Source organism: Achromobacter sp. 1011791174, assembly GCF_059760925.1.
Genome location: NZ_JCBANH010000019.1, coordinates 57096 through 83479, shown reverse-complemented (window position 1 = coordinate 83479; position 26384 = coordinate 57096). Strand labels below are relative to the sequence as shown.

General features: G+C 68.0%; 22 protein-coding genes. 12 read left to right on the top strand and 10 right to left on the bottom strand.

Going from position 1 to position 26384, the window contains the following annotated elements; all coding sequences use genetic code 11:
- The 4 genes from infB to typA form a co-directional block, all read left to right on the top strand.
- Positions 1 to 1774 (top strand): translation initiation factor IF-2 (gene infB, locus AC6LJ5_RS09795; RefSeq protein WP_498140352.1); only part of this gene is annotated, 1774 nt, incomplete at its 5' end.
- Between the two features lie 27 nt (positions 1775 to 1801).
- A complete protein-coding gene (rbfA, locus tag AC6LJ5_RS09790) occupies positions 1802 to 2203 on the top strand; it encodes a 30S ribosome-binding factor RbfA (protein ID WP_498140351.1) in 402 nt (133 codons plus the stop codon).
- A gap of 40 nt (positions 2204 to 2243) precedes the next feature.
- Positions 2244 to 2993: a tRNA pseudouridine(55) synthase TruB gene (truB, locus tag AC6LJ5_RS09785; protein WP_103273400.1), complete on the top strand. Its 750-nt coding sequence runs from the start codon at positions 2244 to 2246 to the stop codon at positions 2991 to 2993.
- A complete protein-coding gene (gene typA / locus AC6LJ5_RS09780) occupies positions 2990 to 4813 on the top strand; it encodes a translational GTPase TypA (protein WP_103273401.1) in 1824 nt (607 codons plus the stop codon). The genes truB and typA overlap by 4 nt, the downstream gene beginning before the upstream one ends.
- Positions 4814 to 4946: 133 nt before the next feature.
- Here the strand turns inward: typA and AC6LJ5_RS09775 are convergent, their stop codons facing one another.
- Positions 4947 to 5339, bottom strand: a complete 393-nt coding sequence (locus AC6LJ5_RS09775) for a tautomerase family protein (RefSeq protein ID WP_498140350.1) — start codon at positions 5337 to 5339, stop codon at positions 4947 to 4949.
- A 134-nt stretch (positions 5340 to 5473) separates the two neighbouring features.
- Between AC6LJ5_RS09775 and AC6LJ5_RS09770 the strand changes: the two genes are divergently transcribed.
- Positions 5474 to 6334 carry a LysR family transcriptional regulator gene (locus tag AC6LJ5_RS09770; RefSeq protein ID WP_103273403.1) on the top strand — a complete coding sequence of 287 codons (861 nt, stop codon included), beginning with the start codon at positions 5474 to 5476 and terminating at the stop codon, positions 6332 to 6334.
- Positions 6335 to 6419: 85 nt separating this feature from the next.
- On the opposite strand, the gene AC6LJ5_RS09765 is transcribed toward AC6LJ5_RS09770, so the two are convergent.
- The gene (locus AC6LJ5_RS09765) at positions 6420 to 7103 is read right to left on the bottom strand and encodes an LOG family protein (RefSeq protein WP_498140349.1); all 684 of its coding nucleotides are present in this window, start codon (positions 7101 to 7103) and stop codon (positions 6420 to 6422) included.
- Here AC6LJ5_RS09765 and polA point away from each other — a divergent pair.
- The 3 genes from polA to AC6LJ5_RS09750 all read left to right on the top strand — a co-directional run bounded on the left by polA (position 7102) and on the right by AC6LJ5_RS09750 (position 11605).
- Positions 7102 to 9819: a DNA polymerase I gene (polA, locus tag AC6LJ5_RS09760; RefSeq protein ID WP_498140348.1), complete on the top strand. Its 2718-nt coding sequence runs from the start codon at positions 7102 to 7104 to the stop codon at positions 9817 to 9819. The genes AC6LJ5_RS09765 and polA overlap by 2 nt on opposite strands.
- A 117-nt stretch (positions 9820 to 9936) precedes the next feature.
- On the top strand, positions 9937 to 10773 hold the full coding sequence (locus tag AC6LJ5_RS09755; RefSeq protein WP_103273406.1) for a ZIP family metal transporter: 837 nt from the start codon (positions 9937 to 9939) through the stop codon (positions 10771 to 10773).
- Positions 10774 to 10816: 43 nt separating this feature from the next.
- On the top strand, positions 10817 to 11605 hold the full coding sequence (locus AC6LJ5_RS09750; protein WP_498140347.1) for a dienelactone hydrolase family protein: 789 nt from the start codon (positions 10817 to 10819) through the stop codon (positions 11603 to 11605).
- A gap of 166 nt (positions 11606 to 11771) precedes the next feature.
- On the opposite strand, the gene AC6LJ5_RS09745 is transcribed toward AC6LJ5_RS09750, so the two are convergent.
- On the bottom strand, positions 11772 to 13433 hold the full coding sequence (locus AC6LJ5_RS09745; RefSeq protein WP_103273408.1) for a Na/Pi cotransporter family protein: 1662 nt from the start codon (positions 13431 to 13433) through the stop codon (positions 11772 to 11774).
- Positions 13434 to 13602: 169 nt separating this feature from the next.
- On the opposite strand from AC6LJ5_RS09745, the gene AC6LJ5_RS09740 reads away from it, so the two are divergent.
- Positions 13603 to 14994: an L-serine ammonia-lyase gene (locus AC6LJ5_RS09740; RefSeq protein ID WP_392409644.1), complete on the top strand. Its 1392-nt coding sequence runs from the start codon at positions 13603 to 13605 to the stop codon at positions 14992 to 14994.
- Between the two features lie 3 nt (positions 14995 to 14997).
- The gene (locus AC6LJ5_RS09735; protein ID WP_392409642.1) at positions 14998 to 16017 is read left to right on the top strand and encodes a LacI family DNA-binding transcriptional regulator; all 1020 of its coding nucleotides are present in this window, start codon (positions 14998 to 15000) and stop codon (positions 16015 to 16017) included.
- A gap of 49 nt (positions 16018 to 16066) precedes the next feature.
- Here AC6LJ5_RS09735 and AC6LJ5_RS09730 read toward each other — a convergent pair whose 3' ends face one another.
- The 7 genes from AC6LJ5_RS09730 to htpX all read right to left on the bottom strand — a co-directional run bounded on the left by AC6LJ5_RS09730 (position 16067) and on the right by htpX (position 24402).
- Entirely contained in the window at positions 16067 to 16987 is a 921-nt protein-coding gene (locus AC6LJ5_RS09730; RefSeq protein ID WP_498140346.1) for an NAD-dependent epimerase/dehydratase family protein, read from the bottom strand.
- Positions 16988 to 17003: 16 nt separating this feature from the next.
- Entirely contained in the window at positions 17004 to 18095 is a 1092-nt protein-coding gene (locus AC6LJ5_RS09725; protein ID WP_498140345.1) for a lactonase family protein, read from the bottom strand.
- Positions 18088 to 19275, bottom strand: coding sequence for a sugar ABC transporter permease (locus AC6LJ5_RS09720; protein ID WP_103273413.1), 1188 nt, complete (start codon positions 19273 to 19275; stop codon positions 18088 to 18090). The genes AC6LJ5_RS09725 and AC6LJ5_RS09720 overlap by 8 nt, the downstream gene beginning before the upstream one ends.
- A gap of 5 nt (positions 19276 to 19280) precedes the next feature.
- Positions 19281 to 20825 carry a xylose ABC transporter ATP-binding protein gene (locus AC6LJ5_RS09715; RefSeq protein WP_103273414.1) on the bottom strand — a complete coding sequence of 515 codons (1545 nt, stop codon included), beginning with the start codon at positions 20823 to 20825 and terminating at the stop codon, positions 19281 to 19283.
- 19 nt (positions 20826 to 20844) lie between these two features.
- Positions 20845 to 21861 (bottom strand): D-xylose ABC transporter substrate-binding protein, encoded by a 1017-nt coding sequence (gene xylF / locus AC6LJ5_RS09710; RefSeq protein WP_103273415.1) that lies wholly within the window; start codon positions 21859 to 21861, stop codon positions 20845 to 20847.
- A 19-nt stretch (positions 21862 to 21880) separates the two neighbouring features.
- Positions 21881 to 23179, bottom strand: coding sequence for a carbohydrate porin (locus AC6LJ5_RS09705; protein ID WP_498140344.1), 1299 nt, complete (start codon positions 23177 to 23179; stop codon positions 21881 to 21883).
- 341 nt (positions 23180 to 23520) lie between these two features.
- A complete protein-coding gene (gene htpX / locus AC6LJ5_RS09700) occupies positions 23521 to 24402 on the bottom strand; it encodes a protease HtpX (RefSeq protein WP_103273417.1) in 882 nt (293 codons plus the stop codon).
- A gap of 150 nt (positions 24403 to 24552) precedes the next feature.
- Between htpX and AC6LJ5_RS09695 the strand changes: the two genes are divergently transcribed.
- On the top strand, positions 24553 to 25407 hold the full coding sequence (locus AC6LJ5_RS09695; RefSeq protein WP_103273418.1) for a DMT family transporter: 855 nt from the start codon (positions 24553 to 24555) through the stop codon (positions 25405 to 25407).
- 42 nt (positions 25408 to 25449) lie between these two features.
- Positions 25450 to 26307 (top strand): sulfurtransferase, encoded by an 858-nt coding sequence (locus AC6LJ5_RS09690; RefSeq protein ID WP_392409633.1) that lies wholly within the window; start codon positions 25450 to 25452, stop codon positions 26305 to 26307.
- Positions 26308 to 26384: the final 77 nt, after the last annotated feature.

The following is a 26384-nucleotide window of genomic DNA, read 5'->3' as shown; positions in this document are numbered from 1 at the left end:
GCCGGCGCCGCAGGAATTCATCGCGCGTGAAGTCCACGTGCCCGAGACCATCAGCGTGGCCGACCTGGCGCACAAGATGTCCGTCAAGGCCGCGGAAGTCATCAAGCACCTGATGAAGCTGGGCCAGATGGTCACCATCAACCAGGTGCTGGACCAGGAAACGGCCATGATCGTGGTCGAGGAACTGGGCCACGTCGCCATCGCCGCCAAGCTGGACGATCCGGAAGCCTTCCTGGACGAATCGGCCACCGTGTCGGAATCCGAGCAACTGCCGCGCGCGCCGGTCGTGACCGTCATGGGCCACGTCGACCACGGCAAGACCTCGCTGCTGGACTACATCCGCCGTGCCAAGGTCGCCGCGGGCGAAGCCGGCGGCATCACGCAGCACATCGGCGCTTACCACGTCGAAACCGAGCGCGGCATGGTCACCTTCCTCGACACCCCGGGCCACGAGGCGTTCACCGCCATGCGCGCCCGTGGCGCCAAGGCCACCGACATCGTCATCCTGGTGTGCGCGGCGGACGACGGCGTGATGCCGCAGACCCGCGAAGCCATCCACCATGCGAAGGCCGCCGGCGTGCCCATGGTCGTGGCCATGACCAAGATCGACAAGCCCAGCGCCAACCCCGACCGCGTCAAGCAGGAACTGGTCGCCGAGGAAGTGGTGCCGGAAGAATACGGCGGCGACGTGCCCTTCGTGGCCGTGTCCGCCAAGACTGGCGAAGGCATCGACGATCTGCTCGAGAACGTCCTGCTGCAAGCCGAAGTGCTGGAACTGAAGGCGCCGGTCGACGCCTCCGCCAAGGGCCTGGTCATCGAAGCCCGCCTGGACAAGGGCCGCGGCCCGGTCGCCACCATCCTGGTGCAAAGCGGCACGCTGCATCGCGGCGACGTGGTGCTGGCCGGCGCCAGCTTCGGCCGCGTGCGCGCCATGCTGGACGAGAACGGCAAGCCCATCCAGGAAGCCGGTCCGTCGATCCCCGTGGAAATCCAGGGCCTGACCGAAGTCCCGGCCGCCGGCGACGAACTGATGGTGCTGTCCGACGAGCGCAAGGCGCGCGAAATCGCGCTGTTCCGCCAAGGCAAGTTCCGCGACGTCAAGCTGGCTCGCCAGCAGGCCGCCAAGCTGGAATCCATGTTCGACAACCTGGGCGAAGGCACGCAGACCCTGGCGCTGATCGTCAAGACCGACGTCCAGGGCTCGCAGGAAGCGCTGGTGCAGTCGCTGACCAAGCTGTCCACCGACGAAGTGCGCGTGCAGGTCGTGCACGCCGCCGTGGGCGGCATCTCGGAAAGCGACATCAACCTGGCCATCGCGTCCAACGCCGTGGTGATCGGCTTCAACGTCCGCGCCGAAGCCAGCGCCAAGAAGCTGGCCGAGTCCAACGGCATCGACGTGCGCTACTACAACATCATCTACGACGCCGTGGATGAAGTGAAGGCAGCCATGTCGGGCATGCTGGCGCCCGAGAAGAAGGAAGAAGTCATCGGCCTGGTCGAGATCCGCGAGGTCTACAGCATCTCCCGCATCGGCAACATCGCCGGTTGTATGGTGCTGGACGGTCTGGTCAAGCGCGACTCGCAAGTCCGCCTGCTGCGCAACAACGTTGTCCAGTGGACCGGCCATCTGGAATCGCTGCGCCGCTTCAAGGACGACGTCAAGGAAGTCAAGTCGGGCTTCGACTGCGGTCTTACGCTGCGCGGCAACAATGACATCCAGGTGGGCGACCAGCTGGAAGTCTTTGAAATCAAGGAAATCGCGCGTACGCTGTAAGGCAGCGTCCGTGAGCTTTATCTCTACATGAGCCGTCACAAGTCCAAAGCCATCCCCGGCCGCAATCTGCGGCTGGCCGCCCAGATCCAGAAGGATCTGGCCGGGATCATCCAGCGCGAGATCGACACGACCCGCGCTGGACTGATCACGCTCTCGGGAGTGGAGCTGTCGACCGACTACGCGCACGCGAAGGTGTATTTCACGGTCCTGGGCGCCGAGCCCGAGGCCGCGACCGCCTTGCTGAACGAGAAGGCCGGCTGGCTGCACTCGCAGCTGTACAAGCTGCTGCACATTCATACTGTCCCCACTTTGCGCTTCTTCCACGACGAGCAGATTGCCCGTGGCATTGAAATGTCGATCCTCATCGACCGCGCGAACCGGTCCGGCCCCCATTCGGGCGTGCCTGACGAACCTGAAGACCAGTCCTGATCGGGCTGTCGTCGCTGCTTCAACTTTCCGGATTCCGACGATGGCTAAACGACGCGGGCTTGCGCTCGACGGTGTGCTGTTGCTCGACAAACCTGTGGGTTTGTCGAGCAATCACGCCCTGCAGCGCGCCAAACGCACGGTGGACGCGGCCAAGGCCGGTCACACCGGCACGCTCGACCCTTTCGCTACCGGCCTGCTGCTGTGCTGTATGGGCCGGGCGACCAAGATTTCCGGCGCCATGCTCAACGCCGACAAGACATATCGCGCTACGCTGCAATTTGGCGAGGAAACCGATTCCGGCGACCTGACCGGCAACGTCGTCGCCACGGCCGCGCCCGGCTTCACGGTCACGGAGCAGGCGCTGCGCGATGCGCTGTCACGTTTTTCGGGCACGATCGAGCAGATTCCGCCCATGTACTCGGCGCTCAAGCGCGACGGCAAGCCGCTGTACGAGTATGCGCGGCAGGGTATCGAGCTGGAGCGGCCGCCGCGCCAGGTCACGATTTACCGCATCGAGCTGCTGTCCCTGTCCGGGACGCAGGCAGAGATCGATGTCGCATGCAGTAAAGGCACGTACATCCGCACGCTGGCCCAGGACATCGGGCGCGCGCTGGGGTGCTATGCCCACCTGGCGGCGCTGCGGCGCACGCACGTCGGGCCGTTTTCGCTGGACCGCGCCGTCACGCTGGACGCCTTGCAGGCCATGCCAGACCCCAAGCAGGCATTGCTTGCATTGAACGAATTGCCGGAGGGCCTGCTGCCTTCCAAAACCTTAAAGGACTCGCTATGACTCGCGCCCTGCGCAACGTCGCCATCATTGCCCACGTGGACCACGGCAAGACCACCCTGGTCGACCAGCTGCTGCGCCAATCGGGCACCTTCCGCGAAAACCAGGCGCTGACCGAACGGGTCATGGACTCGAACGACCTGGAAAAGGAACGCGGCATCACCATTCTGGCCAAGAACTGCGCCGTCGAATACCAGGGCACGCACATCAACATCGTCGACACCCCGGGACACGCGGACTTCGGCGGTGAAGTCGAGCGCGTGCTGTCCATGGTGGACGGCGTGCTGCTGCTGGTCGATGCGGTCGAAGGCCCGATGCCCCAGACCATCTTCGTGACCCGCAAGGCGCTGGCCCTGGGCCTGAAGCCCATCGTCGTGGTCAACAAGGTCGACCGTCCGGGCGCGCGCACCGACTTCGTCATCAACGCCACGTTCGACCTGTTCGACAAGCTGGGCGCCACGGACGAGCAGCTGGACTTCCCGGTGGTGTACGCCTCGGGCCTGTCGGGCTATGCCGGCCTGACCCCCGACGTGCGCGAGGGTGACATGCGCCCGCTGTTCGACGCCATCCTGCAGCACGTGCCGCAGCGCGACGACGATCCCAACGCCCCGCTGCAGATGCAGATCATCTCGCTGGACTACAGCAGCTACGTGGGCAAGATCGGCGTCGGCCGCATCAACCGTGGCCGCATGCGTCCCGGCATGGAAATCGCCTACAAGTTCGGCCCCGAAGGCCAGGGCGGTCGTGGCCGCATCAACCAGGTGCTGAAGTTCCATGGCCTGGAGCGCGTGGTGGTGGATGAAGCCGAAGCCGGCGACATCGTGCTGATCAACGGCATCGAGGAAATCGGCATCGGTTCCACCGTGATGGATCCGGTGGCGCAGGAGCCGCTGCCGATGCTGCGCATCGACGAGCCCACGCTGACCATGAACTTCATGGTCAATACCTCGCCGCTGGCCGGCCGCGAAGGCAAGTTCGTGACCAGCCGCCAGCTGCGCGACCGCCTGGACCGCGAACTGAAGTCCAACGTGGCGCTGCGCGTGCGCGACACGGGCGACGACACCGTGTTCGAAGTGTCCGGTCGCGGCGAACTGCACCTGACCATCCTGCTGGAAACGATGCGCCGCGAAGGCTACGAGCTGGCCGTGTCGCGTCCGCGCGTGGTGTTCAAGGAAATCGATGGCGTCAAGTGCGAGCCGTTCGAGTCGCTGACCATCGACGTCGAAGACGCCCACCAGGGCGGCGTCATGGAAGAGCTGGGCCGCCGCAAGGGCGACCTGCAGGACATGCAGCCGGACGGCCGTGGCCGCACCCGCCTGGAATACCTGATCCCGGCCCGTGGCCTGATCGGCTTCCAGAACGAGTTCCTGACGCTGACGCGCGGCACGGGCCTGATGAGCCACATCTTCCACGAATACGCGCCCATCAAGGAAGGCTCGATCGGCGAGCGCCGCAACGGTGTGCTGATCAGCCAGGACAACGGCGACGCCGTGGCCTACGCGCTGTGGAAGCTGCAGGATCGCGGCCGCATGTTCGTGAACCCGGGCGAAGCGCTGTACGAAGGCATGATCATCGGCATCCACAGCCGCGACAACGACCTGGTCGTGAACCCGATCAAGGGCAAGCAGCTGACCAACGTGCGCGCCTCCGGCACGGACGAAGCGGTGCGCCTGGTGCCGCCGATCCAGATGTCGCTGGAATACGCCGTCGAATTCATCGACGACGACGAACTGGTCGAACTGACGCCCAAGTCGATCCGCCTGCGCAAGCGCTACCTGCAAGAGCACGAGCGCAAGCGCGCCGCCCGCGAATCGGCGGTGTAAGCATGGCGCGGGGCCCGGCCCCGCGATGCGCTTCCCGCGTCGGACGTGGACGAGAAAATGCCCCTTGATCGCTCAAGGGGCATTTTCTTTGGCCGGACAATCTGCTCGCAGACGGGCTCCGGGGGCCCGCGCCTCAGCCGTGCTGATGCCGGTATTCCTGCGTCCGGCCGCCATACCCATACGCCGCGGCGCGCGCATCGATCACGTGTACATACGAGCACTCGTGCAGCTCGCCCAGTATGCCCCGGAAGGCATCGTAGATATCCTGGATGTAGCGCGCCTTCTCCGCCTTGGTGTTGGTCTCGTCGGTGACGCTGATGTCCAGGTGGAAGGCGTTCCTGCCCAGTTCGGACAGCGCCTGCCCGCCGATGAACCATTGTTCATGAGGGATGTACTGCAGCGTGATGGCGATGACCGGCAGCTTCTTGCCCAGCACGGACTGCGTCAGGCCGGCGACGGATTCGACGACGCGGCGGCTGATGGCGGGATCTGGCTGGCCGGACAGGTGGACGACGATGTGGGGCATGGCAGGCTCCTTCAAGTGGAGGATCGGATCGGAAAGGCCGGATGGCTGGAGCCAGTCTAGGTGTCGCGTTGACATCGGAAAAGCGGGAATTTACGATCTTATCCATCGTTAAATCCGTTGGATAAGGACTGCCCATGGCCGGTTTCGATCTGGATCAGCTACGCACCCTGGTCGCCGTGCTGGATGCGGGCAGCCTGACCGCCGCCGCCCCGCGCGTGTTCCTGTCGCAATCCTCGGTCAGCGAGCAGATGCGCAAGCTGGAGGAGCGCGCCGGCCAGCCGCTGTTGTTGCGCGGCAAGAATGGCGTGACGGCGACGCCAGCGGGCCTGCGCCTGCTGGAACATGCCCGCGCCATCCTGGCGCTCAGCGACGCGGCCTATCGCGACCTGCGCGGCGTGCCCATGCGCGGCGAGCTGAACCTGTGCATCACTGATTATTTCCGTCCCGGCGATGTGGCGCGCATGCTGCGCCGGCTGAACGAGCAATATCCGCAGTTGCGGCTGTACGTCAGGATCATGAAGAGCGGCGAGATCGAGAGCGCCTATGCGCGTGGCGGCATCGACGTGGGCGTGTCCATGGTCGTCCAGGAGGACGGCGCGGCGGACGGAATCCCGGCAGGCGAGATGCTGCGGCGCGAACCCTTGATGTGGATGGCGGCGCAAGGCGCGCGGCCAGGATGCGACCCGCTGCCGCTGCTGGCCCTGCCCGAGACCTGTGCGTTGCGTCAGTACGCCGAGCGCACCCTGACCCGTGGCGGCATCGCCTATGCCGTGGCGCACGTGGCCTCAGGCGTGGCCGGCCTGCAACTGGCGCTGGCGGCGGGGTTGGGCGTGGCCTGCCTGAACGAGTCGGCGCTGGCGCTGGGCATCGCGCGGCTGGATGCGCCGGACCTGCCGGCGTTGCCGCAGGCGGCGTTCCGGGTGCTGCCTGCCCGGCCCGGCGAGGATGCCTTCGTCGCCAGGGCGCGCGAGGTAATCACGCAGGCCCTGCGCTGACACGACGCCGAAGCGGCGTCCAAGGGGCATCGAAGGGGCAGGTATGGGGCAGGCAAGGCCGCCGCGAGCGGCGGCCTGCCATGCGTCAAGCTGGCAGCGAGGGCGCGTAGCGCGCGTCGGCGTTGCTGACCTGGGCGTGGAATTCCGCCACCTTGCGCACGACCTTTTGCGGATCGTCCTCGATGATGAACAGGTTCAGGTCGTGGGCGCCGATCATGCCGTTGCTCAGCAGCTGCGCGCCCAGCCATTCGACCAGGCCGGACCAGTATTCGCTGCCCACCAGCACGATGGGCGCGGGCGGCACCTTGCCGGTCTGGATCAGCGTCAACGCTTCGAAGAGCTCGTCCAGGGTGCCGAAGCCGCCCGGCATCGCCACGTAGGCGAAGCTGTGCATGAAAAAGGTGGCCTTGCGCGAGAAGAAGTACTCGAATGACAGGCTGATGGTCTGGTATTCGTTGTTGTGGGCCTCGTGCGGCAGGCTGATGTTCAGCCCGATGCTGGTGCCGCCCGCTTCGAATGCGCCCTTGTTGGCCGCTTCCATGATGCCGGGGCCGCCCCCGGCGATGACGGCGAAACCGGCCTGCGCCAGGGCCTTGGAGATGGCGACGGTGGTTTCATAGTGCGGGGAGTTGCGACTGACGCGTGCGCTGCCGAAGACACTGACCGCGGGCCCGATGTGTGCGAGCTTTTCTGCCGCTGTCCGTATCTCTGACATAATCAGCGGAATTTGTTTGCCGGCGGGTGTACTCATATCTGCCTTTGTAACCATGAAAAAAACCTTATTGCTGGTCGACGGTTCAAGCTACTTGTACCGCGCTTTCCACGCTATGCCTGATTTGCGCAACGCGCAAGGCGAACCCACGGGTGCGCTCTACGGCGTGGTGAACATGCTGCGCAAGCTTGTATCTGACCATAAGGCAGAGTATGCCGCATGTATTTTCGATGCGCGCGGCAAGACCTTCCGGGACGACCTGTACCCGGACTACAAGTCCCACCGCCCGCCCATGCCCGAAGACCTGGCGGCGCAGATCGAGCCCATTCACCGCGCCGTGCGCGCGCTGGGCTGGCCGGTGCTGGCCATCGAGGGCGTCGAGGCCGACGACATCATCGGCACGCTGGCCTGCCGCGCGGCGGAGCAGGGCGTGGACACCATCGTCTCCACCGGCGACAAGGACCTGGCCCAGCTGGTCAACAGCCAGGTGACACTGGTCAACACGATGAGCGGCGAAGTGCTGAACGAGGCCGGCGTGCTGAACAAGTTCGGCGTGCCGCCGGATCGCATCGTCGACTACCTGATGCTGGTCGGCGACACCGTCGACAACGTGCCCGGCGTGACCAAGGTCGGCCCCAAGACGGCGGCCAAGTGGATTTCCGAGTACGGTTCGATCGACCAGCTGATCGCCGACGCCGACGGCGTCAAGGGCGTGGCCGGCAACAATCTGCGCGAAGCGATTCCGAACTTCCCGCTCACGCGCCAGCTGCTGACGGTGAAGTGCGACTGCGACCTGACCGGTCATGTCGAGAGCATCGAGGACCTGGCGCCGCGCGAGCGCGACGACGCCACCCTGGTCGAACTGTACGAGCGCTACGGTTTCCGCACCTGGCTGCGCGACCTGACCGGCGACGCCGAGCGCGTGCCGGCGGGCGATGCGCGCGTCGCCGCCGCGCCGCCCGTGGCGCCGGCGGAACAGGATTACCGCATCATCGCCGATTGGGACGCCTTCGACGCCTGGATGGCCAAGGTCGCCGAGGCGCCGCTGGTGGCGCTGGACACCGAAACCACCTCGCTGGATGAAATGCAGGCCCGGCTGGTGGGCCTGTCGATGGCGGTCGCGCCCGGCGTGGCCTGCTACATCCCGGTTGCGCATCGTGGGCCTGACGGCGCGGAACAATTGCCCAAGGACGAGGTGCTGGCGCGGCTCAAGCCCTGGCTTGAAGACGCCTCGCGGTCCAAGCTGCTGCACCACGCCAAGTACGACGCCCATGTGCTCGAGAACGAAGGCATCAAGCTGGCCGGCATCGCCGAGGACACCATGCTGCAGGCCTATGTGCTGGAATCGCACCGTGGCGTGGGCCTGAACGATCTGGCGCAGCGCTACCTGGGCCGCAGCGGCGTGTCATACGAAGACCTGTGCGGCAAGGGCGCCAAGCAGATCGGCTTCGACGAGGTCGCGGTCGACAAGGCCGGCCACTACGCCGCCGAGGACGCCGACTTCACGCTGCAGCTGCATCACGCGCTGCGGCCGCAGGTCGAGGCCGACGCCGGGCTGAACCGCATCTACCTGCTGGAAATGCAGGTGTCGGCGGTGCTGACCATCATCGAGCGCAACGGCGTCAAGGTGGACGCGGCCGAGCTGGGCCGCCAGAGCCACAAGCTGGGCCAGGAAATGCTGCAATTGGAGCAGAAGGCCTATGAACTGGCCGGGCAGCCCTTCAACCTGAATTCCCCCAAGCAGTTGGGCGAGATCCTGTTCGGCCGCATGCAACTGCCGGTGGTGCGCAAGACCGCCGGCGGCGCGCCGTCCACCGACGAGGAAGTGCTGACCAAGCTGGCGCAGGACTATCCGCTGCCGCAGGTGCTGCTGGAATACCGCGGCCTGTCCAAGCTGAAGTCCACCTATACCGACAAGCTGCCGCGCATGGTCAATCCGGCCACCGGGCGGGTGCACACGCATTATTCGCAGGCCGCGGTCATCACCGGCCGGCTGGCCTCGTCGGATCCCAACCTGCAGAACATCCCGGTGCGCACCGAGGCGGGCCGCCGCGTGCGCGAGGCCTTCATCGCCGAGAACGGCATGCTGCTGTCGGCCGACTATTCGCAGATCGAGCTGCGCATCATGGCGCACGTGTCCGACGACGCGAACCTGCAGCGCGCCTTCGCGGCGGGCGAGGACATCCACCGCGCCACGGCATCCGAGGTGTTCGGCGTGTCGCTGGATCAGGTCAGCTCCGAGCAGCGCCGCGCGGCCAAGGCCATCAACTTCGGCCTGATCTACGGCATGGGCGTGTTCGGCCTGGCGTCGAACCTGGGCATCACGCGCGACGCGGCGCAGGCTTATATCGACCGCTACTTCGCGCGCTATCCCGGCGTGGCGATGTACATGGAAGAGACGCGCCGGCTGGCTCGCGAGCAGGGCTATGTGGAAACCGTCTTCGGTCGCCGCCTGCAACTGCCCGAGATCCGCGGCGCTTCGGGCCCGCGCCGCCAGGGCGCGGAACGCACGGCCATCAACGCGCCCATGCAGGGCACGGCGGCGGACCTGATCAAGATGGCCATGGTGGCCGTGCAGGACTGGCTGCAGGCCGAGGGCATGCAGACCCGCATGATCATGCAGGTCCACGACGAACTGGTGCTGGAAGCGCCTGACGCCGAAATCGAGGCGGTGCGCGAGGCGCTGCCGCGCCTGATGTGCAACGTGGCCGAGCTGCGCGTGCCGTTGGTGGCCGAGGTGGGCGTGGGCAAGAACTGGGAGCAGGCGCACTAGCGCGCTCGCGCATTGCCGTCTCTCGAGCAGCGGAAATGGCCGCCCAAGGCGGCCATTTCCGCTTTTTGGAGTGCAACAATATAATGTTGCGCTTCCTCTCCTTCGATCCCCGTTCCCATGTTGCTGCTCTGGATCCTGCTTGCCACCGTCACCGGCGGACTGCTCGCCGTCGTGGTCGCCAGCTGGCTGGCCTACAAGGTCTTTTCGCAGTATCTGCACCACATGGTCAGTCTGTCGGTCGGCGTGCTGCTGTCGGTGGCGCTGCTGCACCTGCTGCCCGAGGCCTTCGAGTCCGGCGTGGCCGACGCACACGTCCTGTTCGGGCTGATGCTGGCCGCGCTGATCGGCTTCTTCGTGCTGGAGAAGATCGCGTTGCTGCGCCACAGCCATCATCATGAAGGCGATGGCCATCATCACCACAAGGGCCATGACCGCCACGAGGCGGGCCGGGGCGGCGTGATGATCCTGATCGGCAGCTCGCTGCACAACCTGTGCGACGGCGTGCTGGTGGCGGCGGCCTTCCTGACCGATCCGCTGCTGGGCGTGCTGACGGCGGCTTCCATCATCGTGCACGAGGTGCCGCACAAGCTGGGCGACTTCGTGGTGCTGCTGAACGCCGGGCTGGCGCGGCGGCGCGCCTTCTCTCTGATCCTGTTCACCAGCCTGTGTTCAGCCGTGGGCGGCATAATAGGGTTCTTCCTGCTGCAACAGGCCCAAGGCCTGGTGCCGTATGTGCTGGTGGTCGCCGCGAGCAGCTTCCTGTACATCTCGGTGGCCGACCTGATGCCGCAGATGCACGAGCGCGTGTCGCTCGCCGATGCCATCCCGCAACTGCTGCTGGTCGGCGTGGGCGTGGCGCTGATCTACAGCGTCACCACCTTGATGCATCATGGCCATGAGCACGATGCCGCGCCCCAGGGCGCGCCCGTTGTGGAGCACGGCCACCGCCATTGAGGCAGCCCGCGACCGTCCGGCGGCGCCCTTACAGGAGTACGCCATGAGCTTTTCCGCCGCCGCCGGCAAGATCGCCCCCACCGTCATTCACACCGACGCCGCCGGGCTGGCCCACGGCGATTTCCAGCTGCCCGTGGATGACGGCGCCATCGCCGCCTACTATGCCGCGCCCGCCGGCAGGCAGAACCTGCCCATCGTGCTGGTGGTGCAGGAGATCTTTGGCGTGCACGAGCACATCAAGGATCTGTGCCGTCGCCTGGCGCACGCCGGCTACCTGGCGGTGGCCGCCAACCTGTACGAGCGTCAGGGCGATGCATCCGCCTATACCGACATTCCCAAGCTGGTCGCCGAGCTGGTCAGCAAGGTGTCCGACGAACAGGTCTACGCCGATCTGGACGCCAGCCTGGCTTGGGCCGCCCGCAACGGCGGCGATCCGGCCCGCGTGGCGGTCACCGGCTTCTGCTGGGGCGGCCGCCTGACCTGGATGTATGCCGCGCACAACCCGGCCGTGAAGGCCGGCGTGGCCTGGTACGGCAAGCTCAGCGTCGGCCACGGCCCGCTCATCAAGCGCTACGCGCTGGACGTGGCGCAAGACCTGCGCGCCCCGGTCCTGGGCCTGTACGGCGGCCGCGACGCCAGCATTCCGCTGGCCGACGTCGACAGGATGAAGGCCAGCCTGGCCGCCGGCAGCGTAGCGGCGCGCCGCTCCGAGATCGTGGTCTACCCCGAGGCCGACCACGGCTTCCTGGCCGACTATCGCCCCAACTACAACGCCCAGGCCGCCCAGGACGGCTGGCGCCGCATGCTGGACTGGTTCCAGAACCACCTCTAATAGCCCGCAGGCAAGAACGCCCTCAGCGGGGCCGCGCGGAGCCGGCTTCGCCGGGCCGCAGCGGCGCCCCCTTGAGGGGGAGCGCGTAGCGCTCGGGGGTGGGGCTTATCCTTCCGGTCCGCTGCGGCGCCCCCTTGAGGGGAGCGCGCAGCGCTCGGGGCTGGGTCTACCCTTCAGACTCTCGCAGTCGGCTCGGCAGCAGCTCGCCGTGGCGGGCCAGCAGCGGGTAGGCCGCCGCGCCCACTAGGTGGGAGTTGATGCCCTTCATGTCGCGCAGGATGTCCAGGTACAGCGCGCCCACTTCGGCGGCGTCGACTTCGCCGGCCTTGATCCGTTGCAAATGCGCGTCCGAGGCCTGGGTCTCGATGCCGCGAAAGCGCGCCTTCTCGCCCGCCAGCGCGCGCGCTTGCCGCAGGTCGTCGTTGACGAACAGGGCGGCGGCCTGGCGCTGGTTGGCGATGAGCTGGCCCAGCGTGTCTTCCAGGCTGGCGCGCTGTTCGGCCGAGAAGACCCAGCCTTGCTTGCGCAGCTTGGCGACATGGCCGAGCAGGCCGTGGTGGGCGATGTCGCCGGCATGGCCGACGTTGCTGATGAAGGCCAGGATGTCGTCCATGCGCTGCAGGTCTTCGCGCGTCATGTTCTCCTGGTCTAGCGTGGCCAGGTAGGTGGTGATGGCGTTCTCCAGCTTGTCCAGCGCGCCGTCCAGCTGGCGCGCCTGCACCATGCGGTGGCGGTTGTCGCGCTTGAAGCCGGCGCGCGCATACAGCAGCAGGGTCTGCAGCATGTCGGCCATCCGCAGCGCCTCGCGCGCCGCGTTGCCCAGGGCCACGGCCGGCACGTCGTGGGCCCATTCGTCCAGGTACTGCGGTCGCGACGGATCGTTCGGGTCGGCGCGCTTGGGCAGCCAGCGCGTGAGCAGGGCGGCGTAAGGCGCGAGCACGGGCAGGAACACCAGCGCGATCACGGCGTTGAACAGCGTGTGGAAGTTGGCCACGGCGCGGGCCGGATCGGCTTCCAGCAGGTTCATCAGCGGCTGCACCAGCGGCAGCGCGACCAGCCCGGCCAGCACGCCCAGCGCGCGCGTCAGCAGATTGCCCAGCGGCAGCCGGCGGGCGGCCGGATCATCGCCGGTGACGCCCTCGATCATGGGATTGATGGCGGTGCCCAGGTTGGCGCCCAGCACCAGCGCGAAGGCCACGTGCGGCGCCACCATGTGATGGCTGGCCAGCGACATGACCAGCACCACCACGGCCACGCTGGAGTGCGCGGCCCAGGTGAAGATCGCCGACAGCAGCACGGCCACCACCGGCTGGGTGGACAAGGCTTCCAGCACCATGCCCAGCATGGGCGCGCTCTGGAACGGCTCGAACAGCTGCACCAGCTGGTGCAGCGACAGCAGCAGCAGGCCCAGGCCGATGAAGACGCGGCCCAGGTCGCGGGTGCGGCCGGGCGGGTAGCGACGGAACATCCAGACGCCGGCCAGGATCAGGATGGGCGCCAGCGAGGTCAGGTCGAAGGACAGCAGCTGGACGATCAGGGTGGTGCCGACGTTGGCGCCCAGCATGGCGGCCAGGGCCGGGACCAGGCCGACCACGCCGCCGGCGGCGAAGCCGGTGATCATCAGGCCGGTTGCGGTGCTGCTCTGCAGCGCCGCGGTGATGCCCAGGCCGGCGGCGAAGGCCCGCAGGCGGGTGCCCAGCGCACGCCCCAGGGCAGCGCCCAGGGCCGCGCCGAAGGCGCGCTGCACACCGGTCTGGACCATGTGCACGCCCCAGAGCAGCAGGGCGACGTAGCCGGCGAAGTCGAGCAAGGTGATGAGTGCGGACATCCTGGCGTGTTCTTTCTATGACAAGTAATAATTTTGTAATGATCGCATGCCCGGCGCCTGCCGGGGCAAACCGTCCCTGATAGAGCATACGCCCGCCAGGGCCATGCTGCCCGCCGGCGGGGCTTGCGCGTATCATTGCCGCATCTTCTAGATTGCATTGGGGTGTGGGGTGGCAGTTTCCGTATTCGATCTGTTCAAGATAGGCATAGGCCCGTCCAGCTCCCACACCGTGGGGCCGATGCGGGCGGCGCTGCTGTTCGCCCAGGGCCTGGAACGCGACGGCCTGATGGCGCGCGTGGCTTCGGTGCGGGCCGAGCTGTACGGTTCGCTGGGCGCCACCGGCAAGGGGCACGGCACCGACAAGGGCGTGCTGCTGGGCCTGATGGGCGAAGCGCCCGACACGGTGGACCCGGCCGCCATCGCCGGCCTGCTGGCCTCGGTGCGCAGCAGCCGCCAGCTGTCGTTGCTCGGACGCCACACCGTACCCTTCATCGAGAAGGAACACATGATGTTCTACCGGCGCGAAGCGCTGGCCGAGCATCCCAACGGCATGAAGTTCCACGCCTACGACGCCGAGGGCGAGTCGCTGCGCGAGTCGCGCTACCTGTCCGTGGGCGGCGGTTTCGTGGTCACGGCCGGCGCGTCCAACAGCCAGGTCATCGCCGCCCATGACCAGCTGCCGTTTCCGTTCCGCACCGGCCGCGAGCTGCTGACCATGTGCAAGGAAAGCGGGCTGACGGTGGCCCAGCTGATGATGAAGAACGAACTGACCTGGCGTGACGAGGCCGAGGTCAACGGCGGCCTGGATCGTATCTGGCAGGTCATGCAGGACTGCGTGGCGCGCGGCTGCGGCATCAATTACCCCGAGGCCGATGGCGAGCTGCCCGGCCCGCTGCGGGTGCGTCGCCGCGCCCCCGAGCTGTACCGCAACCTGACCCAGCGCGCCGAGCGCACGCTGTCGGATCCGCTGTCGGTGATGGACTGGGTCAACCTGTACGCCATGGCCGTCAACGAGGAAAACGCCGCCGGCGGCCGCGTGGTCACGGCGCCGACCAACGGCGCGGCCGGCATCATCCCGGCCGTGCTGCACTATTACGACCGCTTCATTCCCGGCTCGAACCGCGAGGGCGTGCGCGCCTTCCTGCTGACCGCCGCGGCGGTGGGCCTGCTGTACAAGTACAACGCCTCGCTGTCCGGCGCCGAAGTCGGCTGCCAGGGCGAGGTCGGCGTGGCCTGTTCCATGGCGGCGGGCGGTCTGGCCGCGGCGCTGGGCGGCACGGTCGAGCAGGTCGAGAACGCGGCCGAGATCGGCATGGAGCACAACCTGGGCCTGACCTGCGATCCCGTCGGCGGGCTGGTGCAGATTCCCTGTATCGAACGCAACGCCATGGCCTCGGTCAAGGCGGTCAACGCCGCCCGCATGGCGCTGCGTGGCGACGGTCAGCACTACGTGTCGCTGGACTCGGTCATCAAGACCATGCGCGAGACCGGAGCCGACATGAAGACCAAGTACAAGGAAACCGCGCGCGGGGGGCTGGCGGTCAACATCGTCGAGTGCTGAGGCATGGCGAGCGGCAAGGGAACGGGTTCCGTCACGGTCGATGATGTGGCAGCCCAGGCGGGCGTGTCCATCAAGACCGTGTCGCGCGTGCTCAACAACGAGCCGAACACCAGCGAGAAGACGCGCGCCAAGGTTATGGCCGCGATCGAGCTGCTGAAGTACCAGCCCAATCCATCCGCGCGCCGGCTGGCCAGCAAGCGCTCCGACCTCATCATGCTGGTGTACGACAATCCCAGCGATAACTACCTGATCAACATCCAGCAGGGGGCGCTGGACGCGTGCCGGCGCTATTTCTACAGCCTGCTGCTGCAGCCCTGCGACTACCGCGCCGAGGGCCTGGCCGAGCAGATCGCGCAGGCGGCGCGCCAGCGCGCCTGCGCCGGCGTGGTGCTGACGCCGCCGGTGTCCGACGTGCCGGCGCTGATCGACGCGCTGGACCGAGGCGACATGCCCTATGTGCGGCTGGCGCCCAGCTATCCGAGCGTGAAAGGGTTGGAAGTCAGCACCGACGACCGTTCCGCCGCGCGCGACATGACCCGTTATCTGATCGGCCTGGGGCATCGACGCATCGGCTTCGTCGCTGGCCATCCGGACCACGGCGCCGCCCACGAGCGCCTGCGCGGCTATTGCGATGCGCTGGCCGAGGGGGGATTGCAAGTCGACGACAGCCTGGTCGAGCAGGGCCTGCATTCCTTTGATTCCGGCGTGCATTGCGGCGATCGGCTGCTGGATCGCGCCGACCGGCCCAGCGCCATTTTCGCCGGCAACGACGACATGGCGGCGGGCGTGCTGTACGCGGCGCATGCGCGCGGCATCAAGGTGCCCGACGAATTGTCGGTGGCCGGCTACGACGACACGCCCTTGTCCCGCCAGACCTGGCCCAAGCTGACCACCTTGCGCCAGCCGATCCGCGACATGGCCTACGCGGCCGTGGAACAGCTGGTCTCGCGCGAACCGCAGGCGCGGGTGCGCACGCTGGGCTACGAGATCGTTGTGCGCGATTCGACGCGGGCGCTGGGCTGAGTCCGCCGGCGCGCCGCGCCCGACGCGGACCTCGACGCAGCGCGAGCTGTCAGGGCGCGGCGCGCAGCCGTTCCTGCACGTCGTCTTGCGGGTCGTAGCCGATGCTGGCGCGTCCGCCAGCGACATCCCAGGCGCTGCCCCGGTTGGCGGAGACTCCGTTGACGATGACGCTGCCGCCTTCCCAGTTGGACGAGTCGGCCGTCAGCGCGGCGATCAGCAGCCGTTCCAGGTCGCCGTTGGACAGCCACATGTCGCGGAACCAGGTCAGGGCGCGGCGGCTGGGTTCATCCAGCGCGCCGTCCGCGGGCGCGCGCTGGTGCGCCACGCCGGAATAGGTGATGTCGCGCGGGTCGTTGCCGTCGGGCAGGATCCAGCCGATGCGCGCCGCTACCGTCGACAGGCGGCCTTCGGTCACGGCCGAATAGGCGCGGCACAGGCGCTCTCCCATCACCTTGGAGGTGCCGTAGGCCAGCGAATGCACATCGCGCTGGCCATCGAACCAGCGCGTGCCGGGCGCCGGCTCGGTCTGCGCGGTGAGCTTGCCGGGGCCCATGCGCGCGGCCAGCGGCTGGTCCTTGTAGCCACCCATGGCATGGTTCGACGATGAGAACACCAGCCGGCGCGCGCCATGCGTGGCCGCCGCCGTCAGCACGTTCAGCGTCATGTTGTAGGAGCCCAGCGCCTCTTCCCAGCTGGCGTCGGGCGTGGAATGGCGGGCGGCCAGGTGCAGCACGGCGTCGACGCCCTCGAAATGGCGGGTCCATGCGCCATCGGGATCCTCGAGATCGGCGGCGACCAGCGTCAGGCGTTCGCGCAGCTCGGGCCCGAACAGGGTGTCGTCCGCGTGCAGGTCGATGCCGACCAGGTGTTCGCACCAGACCTGGCGCGCCAGGATGGCCAGGGCCTTGCGGCCGATCTGGCCGGTGGCGCCGGTGACGACGATGCGGGCGGGAGGAAGGGATGCAGTCACGTTGAGGGTTTCCGGTTCAGGGCAGCAGGGGGCACAGGCTGACGGGCGAGCGCAGCGCGAAGGACGCGCCGGCGCGTTCGGGCATGCCGGTGACGGGGTCGATGCGCAATGCGCGGATGAGATGGTCGTCCTGCGATGCGATCAGCAGGAAGGCGCCGTCGGGCGTGAAGGCGATGTCGCGCGGCGTGCGCCCGCCGGCGGGGAAGTGGCCCAGCGGCTCCAGCCAGGGCGCGTCGCGTCGCAGGCGGAAGGCGGCGATGCTGTCGTGGCCGCGGTTGGAGACCATCAGCAGCCTGCCGTTCGGGTGCAGCCGGAGCGCCGCGGCCCAACTGGCGCCGGTCCAGCCGGGCGGCAGCGTGCTGGCGTGCGCCAGTTCGCGGGGCGGGGTTCGCGCATCCTCGGCCTGCCCGTAGACGCTGAGCGTATTGGACAGCTCATTGACCGCGACGATCAGCGCGCCGGCCAGGACCAGATGGCGCGGCCCCGAGCCGGGCCGCGCACGCAGCGTCCAGTCGGGCTCCGGCGCCAGGCCGTCGGCCTGCACGCGATGGCGGACGATCGCGTCGGTGCCCAGGTCGCACAGGTACACATGCGCGCCGGCGGCATCGGGCATCGCGAAATGCGCGTGCGGGCCGTCCTGGCGGTCGGCGCGCGGCCCCGAGCCCTGGCGCCTGAGGGCCTGCGGCTCGCCGTCGGGCAGGCCCTTGTCGTCCAGCGCGTAGCACAGCAGTTCGCCCGAGCTGTAGTTCGAGACGTACAACTGGCGCGCCACCGGATTCACGCTGACGTGGCAGGGGTCGGCGCCCGGCACGGCGGCGCGGCCGATGGGGCGCAGGCGCGCGCCGCCGTCCTCGATGGCGCTGATGTCCAGTGCCGCGTCGCGGCTGCGTTCGCTGACGCTGTAGAGCCGGTCGCCCCATGCGCACAGGTAGGAAGGATTGACCGGGCCGGCCAGGATCTGGCGTTCGCGGAACGTGGCGGATTCGCCGTCGAATTCCAGCAGGTGTATGCCCAGGCCGCGTCCCTGCACATGGGGCAGGATTTCCGTATAGGTGCCTACCGCCAGCAGGCAGCTGCCCGGCGCGGAGGAATGTTGGGATTTATGCACGTTCGGACCTCGTCGCTACGTCTATCCAGACCGCCAGCACCAGCACGGCGCCCTTGACGATCATTTGCCAGGAAGTATCCACGTTCATCTGCTGCATGCCGTTGTCCAGGCTGGCCATGACCAGCGCGCCGATCAGCGCGCCGTACACGGTGCCCGAGCCGCCGCGCATGGACGTGCCGCCGATGAAGCAGGCGGCGATGGCGTCCAGCTCGCCGCCCACGCCGGCCGACGGCGAGCCCGCCGCCGCGCGCGCCGTGGTGACGATGCCGGCGAATGCGCACATCAGGCCCATCAGCATGAACACCATCAGTTTCACGCGTTTGACGTTCACGCCGGACAGCCGGCTGGCCTCGACGTTGCCGCCCACCGCGTAGACGTGGCGGCCGAACACCGTCTGGCTGGTGATCCATGAGAATACGCCAAGCAGCGCCAGCAGGATGAGCACCGGCAACGGCACGCCGTGGGCCTGGTTCAGCACCAGCACGAAGCCCGCGGCCGTGGCGGCGATCGCGCCGACCTTGAGTCCGTCGGCCCAGGCCGGCGCCAGCGCCAGTCCCAGCCGGCGACGCTGGCGCCGGCGCGACAGGGCCAGGCCGCAGGCCAGCGCGATGATCAGCGCCACCATCAACCAGGACAGCGCCGGCGGCACGAAGGCCTGGGCGATGGCGCCCAGATCGTCGGGCACGGGGGCGATGGTGACGCTGTCCGTGCTCAGCTGCAGCAGTCCGCGATAGGCCAGCATGCCGCCCAGGCCGACGATGAAGGACGGCACGCGCAGCCGCGTCGTGAGGCAGCCGTTGACCAGGCCCAGCGCGGCGCCGGCGGCCAGCACGGCGGCCACCGCCAGCCAGGTGTTCCAGCCCAGGTTCACCGTCAGGATGGCGGCCAGGCCGCCCAGCAGGCCCAGCAGCGATCCCACCGACAGGTCGATCTCGCCGGCGATGATGACCAGCACCATGCCGCAGGCCAGCATGCCGGTGACCGACATCTGCAGGAACAGGTTGGAGATGCTGTTGGGGCGCAGGAAGGTGCCGCCGGTCTGGTGCCAGAAGAACAGCCAGATCAGCGCCAGGGCCAGCACCATCGCCAGCAGCTTGTGGCGGGCGAAGAGCTGGCGCAGGGGCTGGCGCGCGGCCTTGGGGCGGGGTTCGGCATAGGAAGAGGCGAGGGTCTGCTTCATGGCGTTCAGGCGGCGTGCCGCAGCGGTTCGGTGTTCAGGGCGGCGGCCAGCACGCGTTCCTGCGTCAGGCCCTGGATGGGGAATTCGGCGGCGACGCGGCCGGCGTTCATGACCAGCACGCGGTCGCTCATGCCCAGAATCTCGGGCAGCTCGGAGGACACCATGACGATGGCCACGCCGCGGTCGGCCAGATCGAAGATCAGCTTGTAGATGTCGTACTTGGCGCCGATGTCCACGCCGCGCGTCGGCTCGTCCAGGATCAGCACCCGGGGGTTCTTCAGCGCCATCTTCGCCAGCACCACCTTCTGCTGGTTGCCGCCGGACAGGCTGGCCACGGGCAGGCCGGGGCTCGCGGTCTTGATGCGCAGGCGCGCGATCTCGCGCTCGACCGCGGCCAGTTCCGACTGCGCGTCGACGCGGGTCGCGCGCGCGTGGTCGGCCAGGGTCGCCAGCGTGATGTTCTCGGCCACGCTCATCTGCGGCACGATGCCATGGCGCTTACGGTCCTCCGGCACTAGGCAGATGCCCTGCGCGATGGCGTCGGCCGGCGAGCCGATGCGCACGGGGCGGCCCTGCACCCAGACCTGCGCCTCGCTGCGGCCGGCATAGGCGCCGTAGATCGCGGACACGAGTTCGGTGCGGCCCGCGCCCACCAGGCCGGCGATGCCCAGGATCTCGCCGGCGCGCACCTGCAGGCCGGCATCGTCCACCCGCTTGCGGCGCGGGTTGGTGACGTCCCAGCAGGTCACGCCGCGCGCTTCCAGCACCACCTCGCCGGGCTGGCGCTCGGTGCGGGGAAAGCGCGAGGTCAGTTCCCGGCCCACCATCAGGCCGATGATGCCGTTCTCGTCCAGCGCCGCCGCCGGCCGGGTGGCGACATGCTCGCCGTCGCGGATCACGGTGATGGTGTCGCAGACCCGCTTGACCTCGTCGAGCTTGTGCGAGATGTAGATGCAGGCCACGCCGGCGCGCTTCAGGTCCTCGATGATCGCCAGCAGCACCTCGATCTCCTTGGCGCTGAGGGAGGACGTGGGCTCGTCGAAGATCAGCAGGCGCGCCTGCTTGGCCAGGGCGCGGGCGATCTCGAACAGCTGCTGATGGCCGTTGCCATAGTGCATCACTGGCGCGCCCACGTTGACGTCGTCCAGCTTGAGCCGCGCCAGCAGCTCGGCCGCGCGGCGGTGCATGGCCGGGTAGTCCATGCGCCCGCCAGGCAGCTTCAGCTCATTGCCGAGGAAGATGTTCTCGGTCACGCTCAGCTCCTGCACCAGCATCAGCTCCTGGTGCAGGATGACGATGCCGGCGCGCTCGCTGTCGCGGGTGGAACGCGAGCGCAGCTCGCGGCCTTCCCAGAGGATCTGGCCTTCGTAGCTGCCGTGCGGATAGACGCCCGACAGCACTTTCATCAGCGTGGACTTGCCGGCGCCGTTCTCGCCGCACAGGCCCAGGCATTCGCCCGGCCGCACGGCCAGGCTGACGCCGGACAGCGCGCGCACGCCCGAGAATTCCTTGACGATGCCGCGCATTTCAAACAGGGGCTGCTGTTCCATCACCCATCTCCTGTCGCGGCTACTTGCCCGCGATCTGTTCCGCCGTATAGAACCCGTCCTTGACCAGGATGTCCAGGTTGTCGCGCGTCAGCAGCGTGGGCTTGAGCAGGATGCTGTCCACCTGGCCCTTGCCGTTGTCGAGCTTGGCGTTGAACGCGGGCTGCTTGCCCTGCACCAGTTCCACGGCCACCTGCGCGGCGGTACTGGCGATGCTCTTGAGCGGTTTGTAGATGGTCATGGTCTGCGTGCCCGCCGCCACGCGGCGCACGCCCGCCAGGTCGGCGTCCTGGCCCGACACCGCGACCTTGCCGGCCAGCTTCTGGCTGGTCAGCGCCTGGATCGCGCCGCCGGCCGTGCCGTCGTTCGAGGCGACGATGGCCTGGATGTTGTTGCTATTGGCGTTCAGCGCGTTCTCGATGATGGCCTGGGCCTTGGACGGATCCCATTCCGGCGTCCATTGCTCGCCCACGATCTTGATGTCGCCCTTGTCCGCCAGTGGCTTGAGCACGTTCATCTGTCCTTCGCGGAACAGGCGAGCGTTGTTGTCGGTGGAGGCGCCGCCCAGCAGGTAGTAATTGCCCTTGGGCACCACGTCGATCACGCCCTGCGCCTGCATTTCGCCGACCTTGACGTTGTCGAACGAGACATAGGCGTCCAGCGGCGCGCCCAGGATCAGGCGGTCGTAGGCGATGACCTTGATGCCGCTCTTGCGTGCCTTGGCGATCACGTTGCTCAGCACCTTGGAATTGAAGGGCACGATCACCAGCGCGTCCACGCCCTCGGCGATCAGGTTCTCCAGCTGTGCGATCTGGCGCGCCTCGTTGGCGTTGGCGGATTGCACGCTGACCTTGGCGCCCAGGGCGGTCGCGGCCTGCACGAAGTAATCGCGGTCGCGGGTCCAGCGCTCGACGCGCAGGTCGTCGATGGAAAAGCCGATCACGGGCGCTTCCTTGCTGGCGTGGGCGGCGGCGCCGGCGTACAGGGCGGCGGGCAGCGCCAGGGCGCAGGCCAGCAGGCGGCGGAAAGATAGGGTCATGTCTGTCTCCTCGTTGCGCTCAGAAGGTGATGCCGGTCTTCAGCCCGATGATGAAGGCGTCGTGGTTGCTGGACGTGCCACCCGGATGTCGGATGTACTGCAGGTTGGGCCGCAGGTAGATGGACGGAACCGGCGACCAGCTGTAGTAGGCCTCGGCCACGTACTCATAGCCGTCGCCCACCGTGGTTCGCGTGTCCAGCCGCTGGTCCTGCTGCCTCACGTAGCGCGCGTAGCGGCCATTGTTGTGGGTTGCGCCGATGGCCACGCCGACCACGTCGCGCGGCTGCCCGAAAGGCCCTTTGTACTGCAGGCCCAGCGCGAGCTGGTGATCCTGCGCCGCGGTGGCACGGTCGGCCTGCGAGAAGTTCAGGAACACCGAGGCGCCGCGCGCGCCGGCGGCGCCGCTGACCTGCTGCTCGAAGTTCAGGTAGAAGCCATACTGGCCGTTGCGTTCGCGCGGCGCCAGCCCGGTGAGGCCGCGCGCGTCGCCGTTCACGTCCTGGTACAGATCCTTGCCCTGCGAGGTGTTGTACCAGGCGCCGAACTTGTAGGAGCCGGGCAGTCCGTTCCAGGACGGCAGCACGCCGAATTCCAGCGGGATCAGCGCGCCGGTGGTGCCGCCGGGATTGTCCAGCGACAGCCCGTGGCGGCGGGCGTAGCCGTCGTCCACGTACTTCGGGTTGACCTGATAGACGCCGGCCTGCAGATAGGTCTGTTCCGACGTGCTGACCTTCAGGCGCGTGGCCCACTGGCTGGTTGGCCAGTTGACCCAGTAGCTGCCCACCAGATTGCCGGGCTGCGAGCCGCAGAAGGTCAGGTTCTGGAAGTCGCAGGAGAAGCTTGCGAAATCCTCGCCTACCGTCATGCGGCCGAATTTCCATTGCACCCGGTTGTCCAGGAAGGACTGGTTGAGCCAGAACTGCGTCATGTGCCAGGTTTGGCCACGGCCGTAGACCTCCTGGATCAGCATGTTGTTGCCGATGCCGGCGTCGGCGCCCAGATTGCGGCCGTTGCGGTCGGTGATGGTCATCTGGAAGGTGCCGCCGCGCCAGCCCCAGAGCTTGTCCAGGTTCAGCGTGGCGCCGAAGACCCACTGGTCGGTGTAGCGGGTCAGCTTGTCCTTGCCGCCGCTGAAATTGTGCGCGGCCTCGCCGGTATAGCCGAGGTTGAGGTCGATGCCGCGCTCGGACAGGCTGGTGCGCAGGCCGCCCCAGTCGCCGAACAGGTGCGGGCTGGTGGTGATGTCATACGCCTGGGCCGCGCCGGCGGCGCTCAACAGGCCGGCCATGAGCAGCGGCCGGAGGAAGGGCAGGCGCATGGGGGAGCGATGCCGGAGGCGCGCGCCAGCGCCGTCCGCTGCCGGGGGGCAGGGAGGTGTTGCCATGACTTGTCTCCTGTCGCCGCGTGCCGCGGGTGGGCGGGTCGGCTTGTATGTCGTTGGCCGACGGCTTGTCGGCGAAGCTAGTTTCAGTGTAATTGACAGCGCTGTCAATTCACTTGGCACCTAGGGATTTCGCTAGGAACGGGGCAGGGGACCTTCGGCGCCGCAAGGGCTGGATGCGTGCGTATCGCAGGCGCGCCGTGGCTTGCGGGCAGGAAAAAGCCCGCTTGCGCGGGCTTTTTTTCTGTGGACCATCAGCGCCCTCGCGGGCGCCGGAATCAGGCCGGACGGGCTTGCTGCAGCGCCGCGATGCGGGCCGGGATCGGCGGGTGCGAGGCGAACATCGCGGCCAGGCCGCCCTTGCCGGTGATGCCCGAGGCCTCGAAGGACTTGGGCAGTTCGCCGGCTTCGACGCCGCCCAGGCGGGCCAGGGCGCGGATCATGGGTTCGCGGGCGCCCATCAGGTGGGCCGAGCCGGCATCGGCGCGGTATTCGCGCTGGCGCGAGAACCAGGCGACGATGATCGACGCCAGGATGCCGAAAATGATCTCACAGACCAGCACGGTGACGTAGTAGCCGATGCCCATGCCGCGCTCGTTCTTGAGCACGACGCGGTCGATGAAGTAGCCGACCACGCGCGCCAGGAACACCACGAAGGTGTTGACCACGCCCTGGATCAGGGTCAGCGTGACCATGTCGCCGTTGGCGATGTGGGCCACTTCGTGGGCCAGCACGGCGGCGACTTCCTCTTCGGTCATGCTTTCCAGCAGACCGGTGGATACCGCGACCAGCGAGTCGTTCTTGAACGCGCCGGTGGCGAAGGCGTTCGGCGCGCCTTCGTAGATGGCGACTTCGGGACGGCCGATGCCGGCGCGATCGGCCAGTTGGTGCACGGTATCGAGCAGCCAGGCCTCGCGCTGATTGCGCGGGGCGTTCGGATCCAGCACTTGCGCGCCGGTGCTCCATTTGGCCATGGGCTTGCTGATGAGCAGCGAGATGATCGCGCCGGTGAAGCCGACGACGACCGAGAACACCAACAGCGCCTGCAGGTTCAGGCCCTGCGCGGTGATGTATCTGTCCACCCCGAGGATGCGCAGCGTGGCCGACAGGACCAGCATCACAGCCAGGTTGGTGATGACGAACAAGACGATGCGTTTCATGCTTTTTATGTTCCTCTGCGAGCAGGATAGTTCGGCTTGGACTGCAAGGCGGGCCGCCAGTTCCCCGACCGCCGGCGCCGCCTCCGGTGACGGGGAGTATAGTATCGCTTTCCCTCGGTTCCCTTCACTTTTTACCTAGCGCAGGTCCCCATGCAGGCTCTCTGGATGTTGGTGGCGTCAGCCATGTTCGCCATCATGGGGTCGTTCGTGAAGCTCGGCACCGAGCACGGCGCGTCGCTGCCGCTGGTGGTGCTGTTCCGCGGCCTGCCTTCGGTCATCCTGCTGCTGATCTGGGCGCGCGCCGGACGCCAGTCCATCGTGCCCACCAGCTGGAAGCTGCACCTGTGGCGCAACCTGTCCGGCGTCACCTCGATGTGGCTGGGCTTCTATGCCATCGCCCACCTGCCGCTGGCCACCGCCACCAGCCTGAACTACACCGCGCCGCTGTTCATCGCCTGCTGGATGCTGGGCTGGGGCGGCGCGCAGCGCGACGCCGTGCGCATCACCGCCGTGGCGCTGGGCTTCCTGGGCGTGATCGCCGTGCTGCGTCCCAGCATCAACGACGACCAATGGCTGGCGGCGCTGCTGGGGCTGACGGCCGGCGCGATGTCGGCCGTCGCCATGATGCAGATCCGTCAGCTCGGCCGCATCGGCGAGCCCGAATGGCGCACGGTGCTGTTCTTTTCCGTGGCGGTCTGTCTGTCCAGCGCCGCCGGCCTGGGCTTCGACGGCTGGGGCCAGGCCGACTGGCCCGGCTATGCCGCACTGGTGGGCGTGGGCGTGGCCGGCCTGTTCGGCCAGCTGGCGATGACGCGGGCCTTCGGCCTGGGCTCGGCGCTGCTGACCGCCGCCCTGCAGTACTCCACCATCATTTTCGCGGCGCTGCTGGGCATGGGCCTGTGGGGCGACCGCCTGGACGGCCTGGCCTGGGCCGGCATGGCGCTGATCATCTTCGCCGGACTGCTGTCGGTCTGGCGCACCATGCGCGATCCCAAACCGGCCTGAGTCCCGGCCGTCCATCCGAATTCAGCAAGAGGAGTCCGACCGATGACGATGACCCTGATTTCCGCCGCCGAACTGGCCGAGCGCCTGGGCGGCGCCGACCTGCGCGTGTTCGACGTGCGCCACGACCTGATGAACCATGCCGCCGGCCGCCAGGCCTATGAGGCCGGCCATATCGCCGGCGCCCGCTACCTCGATCACGAGACCGAGCTGGCCGCCCCCCGCACGGGCAAGAACGGCCGCCACCCGCTGCCGTCGCGCGCGGAATTCGGCGCGCTGATGGCCGCTCACGGCGTCACGCCGCAGACCCTGGTGGTGGCCTATGACGCCAGCGGCGGCATGTACGCCGCCCATCTGTGGTGGATGCTGCGCTGGCTGGGCCATGAGCGCGTGGCGGTGCTGGACGGCGGCTGGCAGGCCTGGACCGCGGCCGGCCTGCCCGTTTCGACCGAGCCGGGCGTGGCGGCGCGGCCGGGCCAGCCCGTCGAGCCGGGCGCGTCGCTGGCCGCGACGGTGGATGCCGCCACGGTGCTGGCCAATATCGCCCAGCCCGCCTTTACCGTGATCGACGCGCGCGCCGCCAACCGCTATCGCGGCGAGGTCGAACCCATGGACCCGGTGGCCGGCCACATCCCGGGCGCGCTGAACCGCCCCAACGGCGAGAACCTGCGGACCGACGGCCGCTTCAAGGCGCCGGAGCAGCTGCGCGCCGAGTTCACGGCGCTGCTGGCGGGCCGCGATCCGGCCGCCATCGTGCATCAGTGCGGCTCGGGCATCACCGCCTGCCACAATCTGCTGTCCATGGAAATCGCCGGCCTGTCCGGTTCGCGCCTGTATCCGGGCTCGTGGAGCGAGTGGTGCAGCGACCCGTCGCGTCCGGTGGCCACGGGCGCCGTGGCCTGAGGGCGGGGCGCCGGTCCTTGCCGGCCGGCATGAAAGAGAAAAGCCAGGGCGATGCCCTGGCTTTTTTTTGCTGCGTC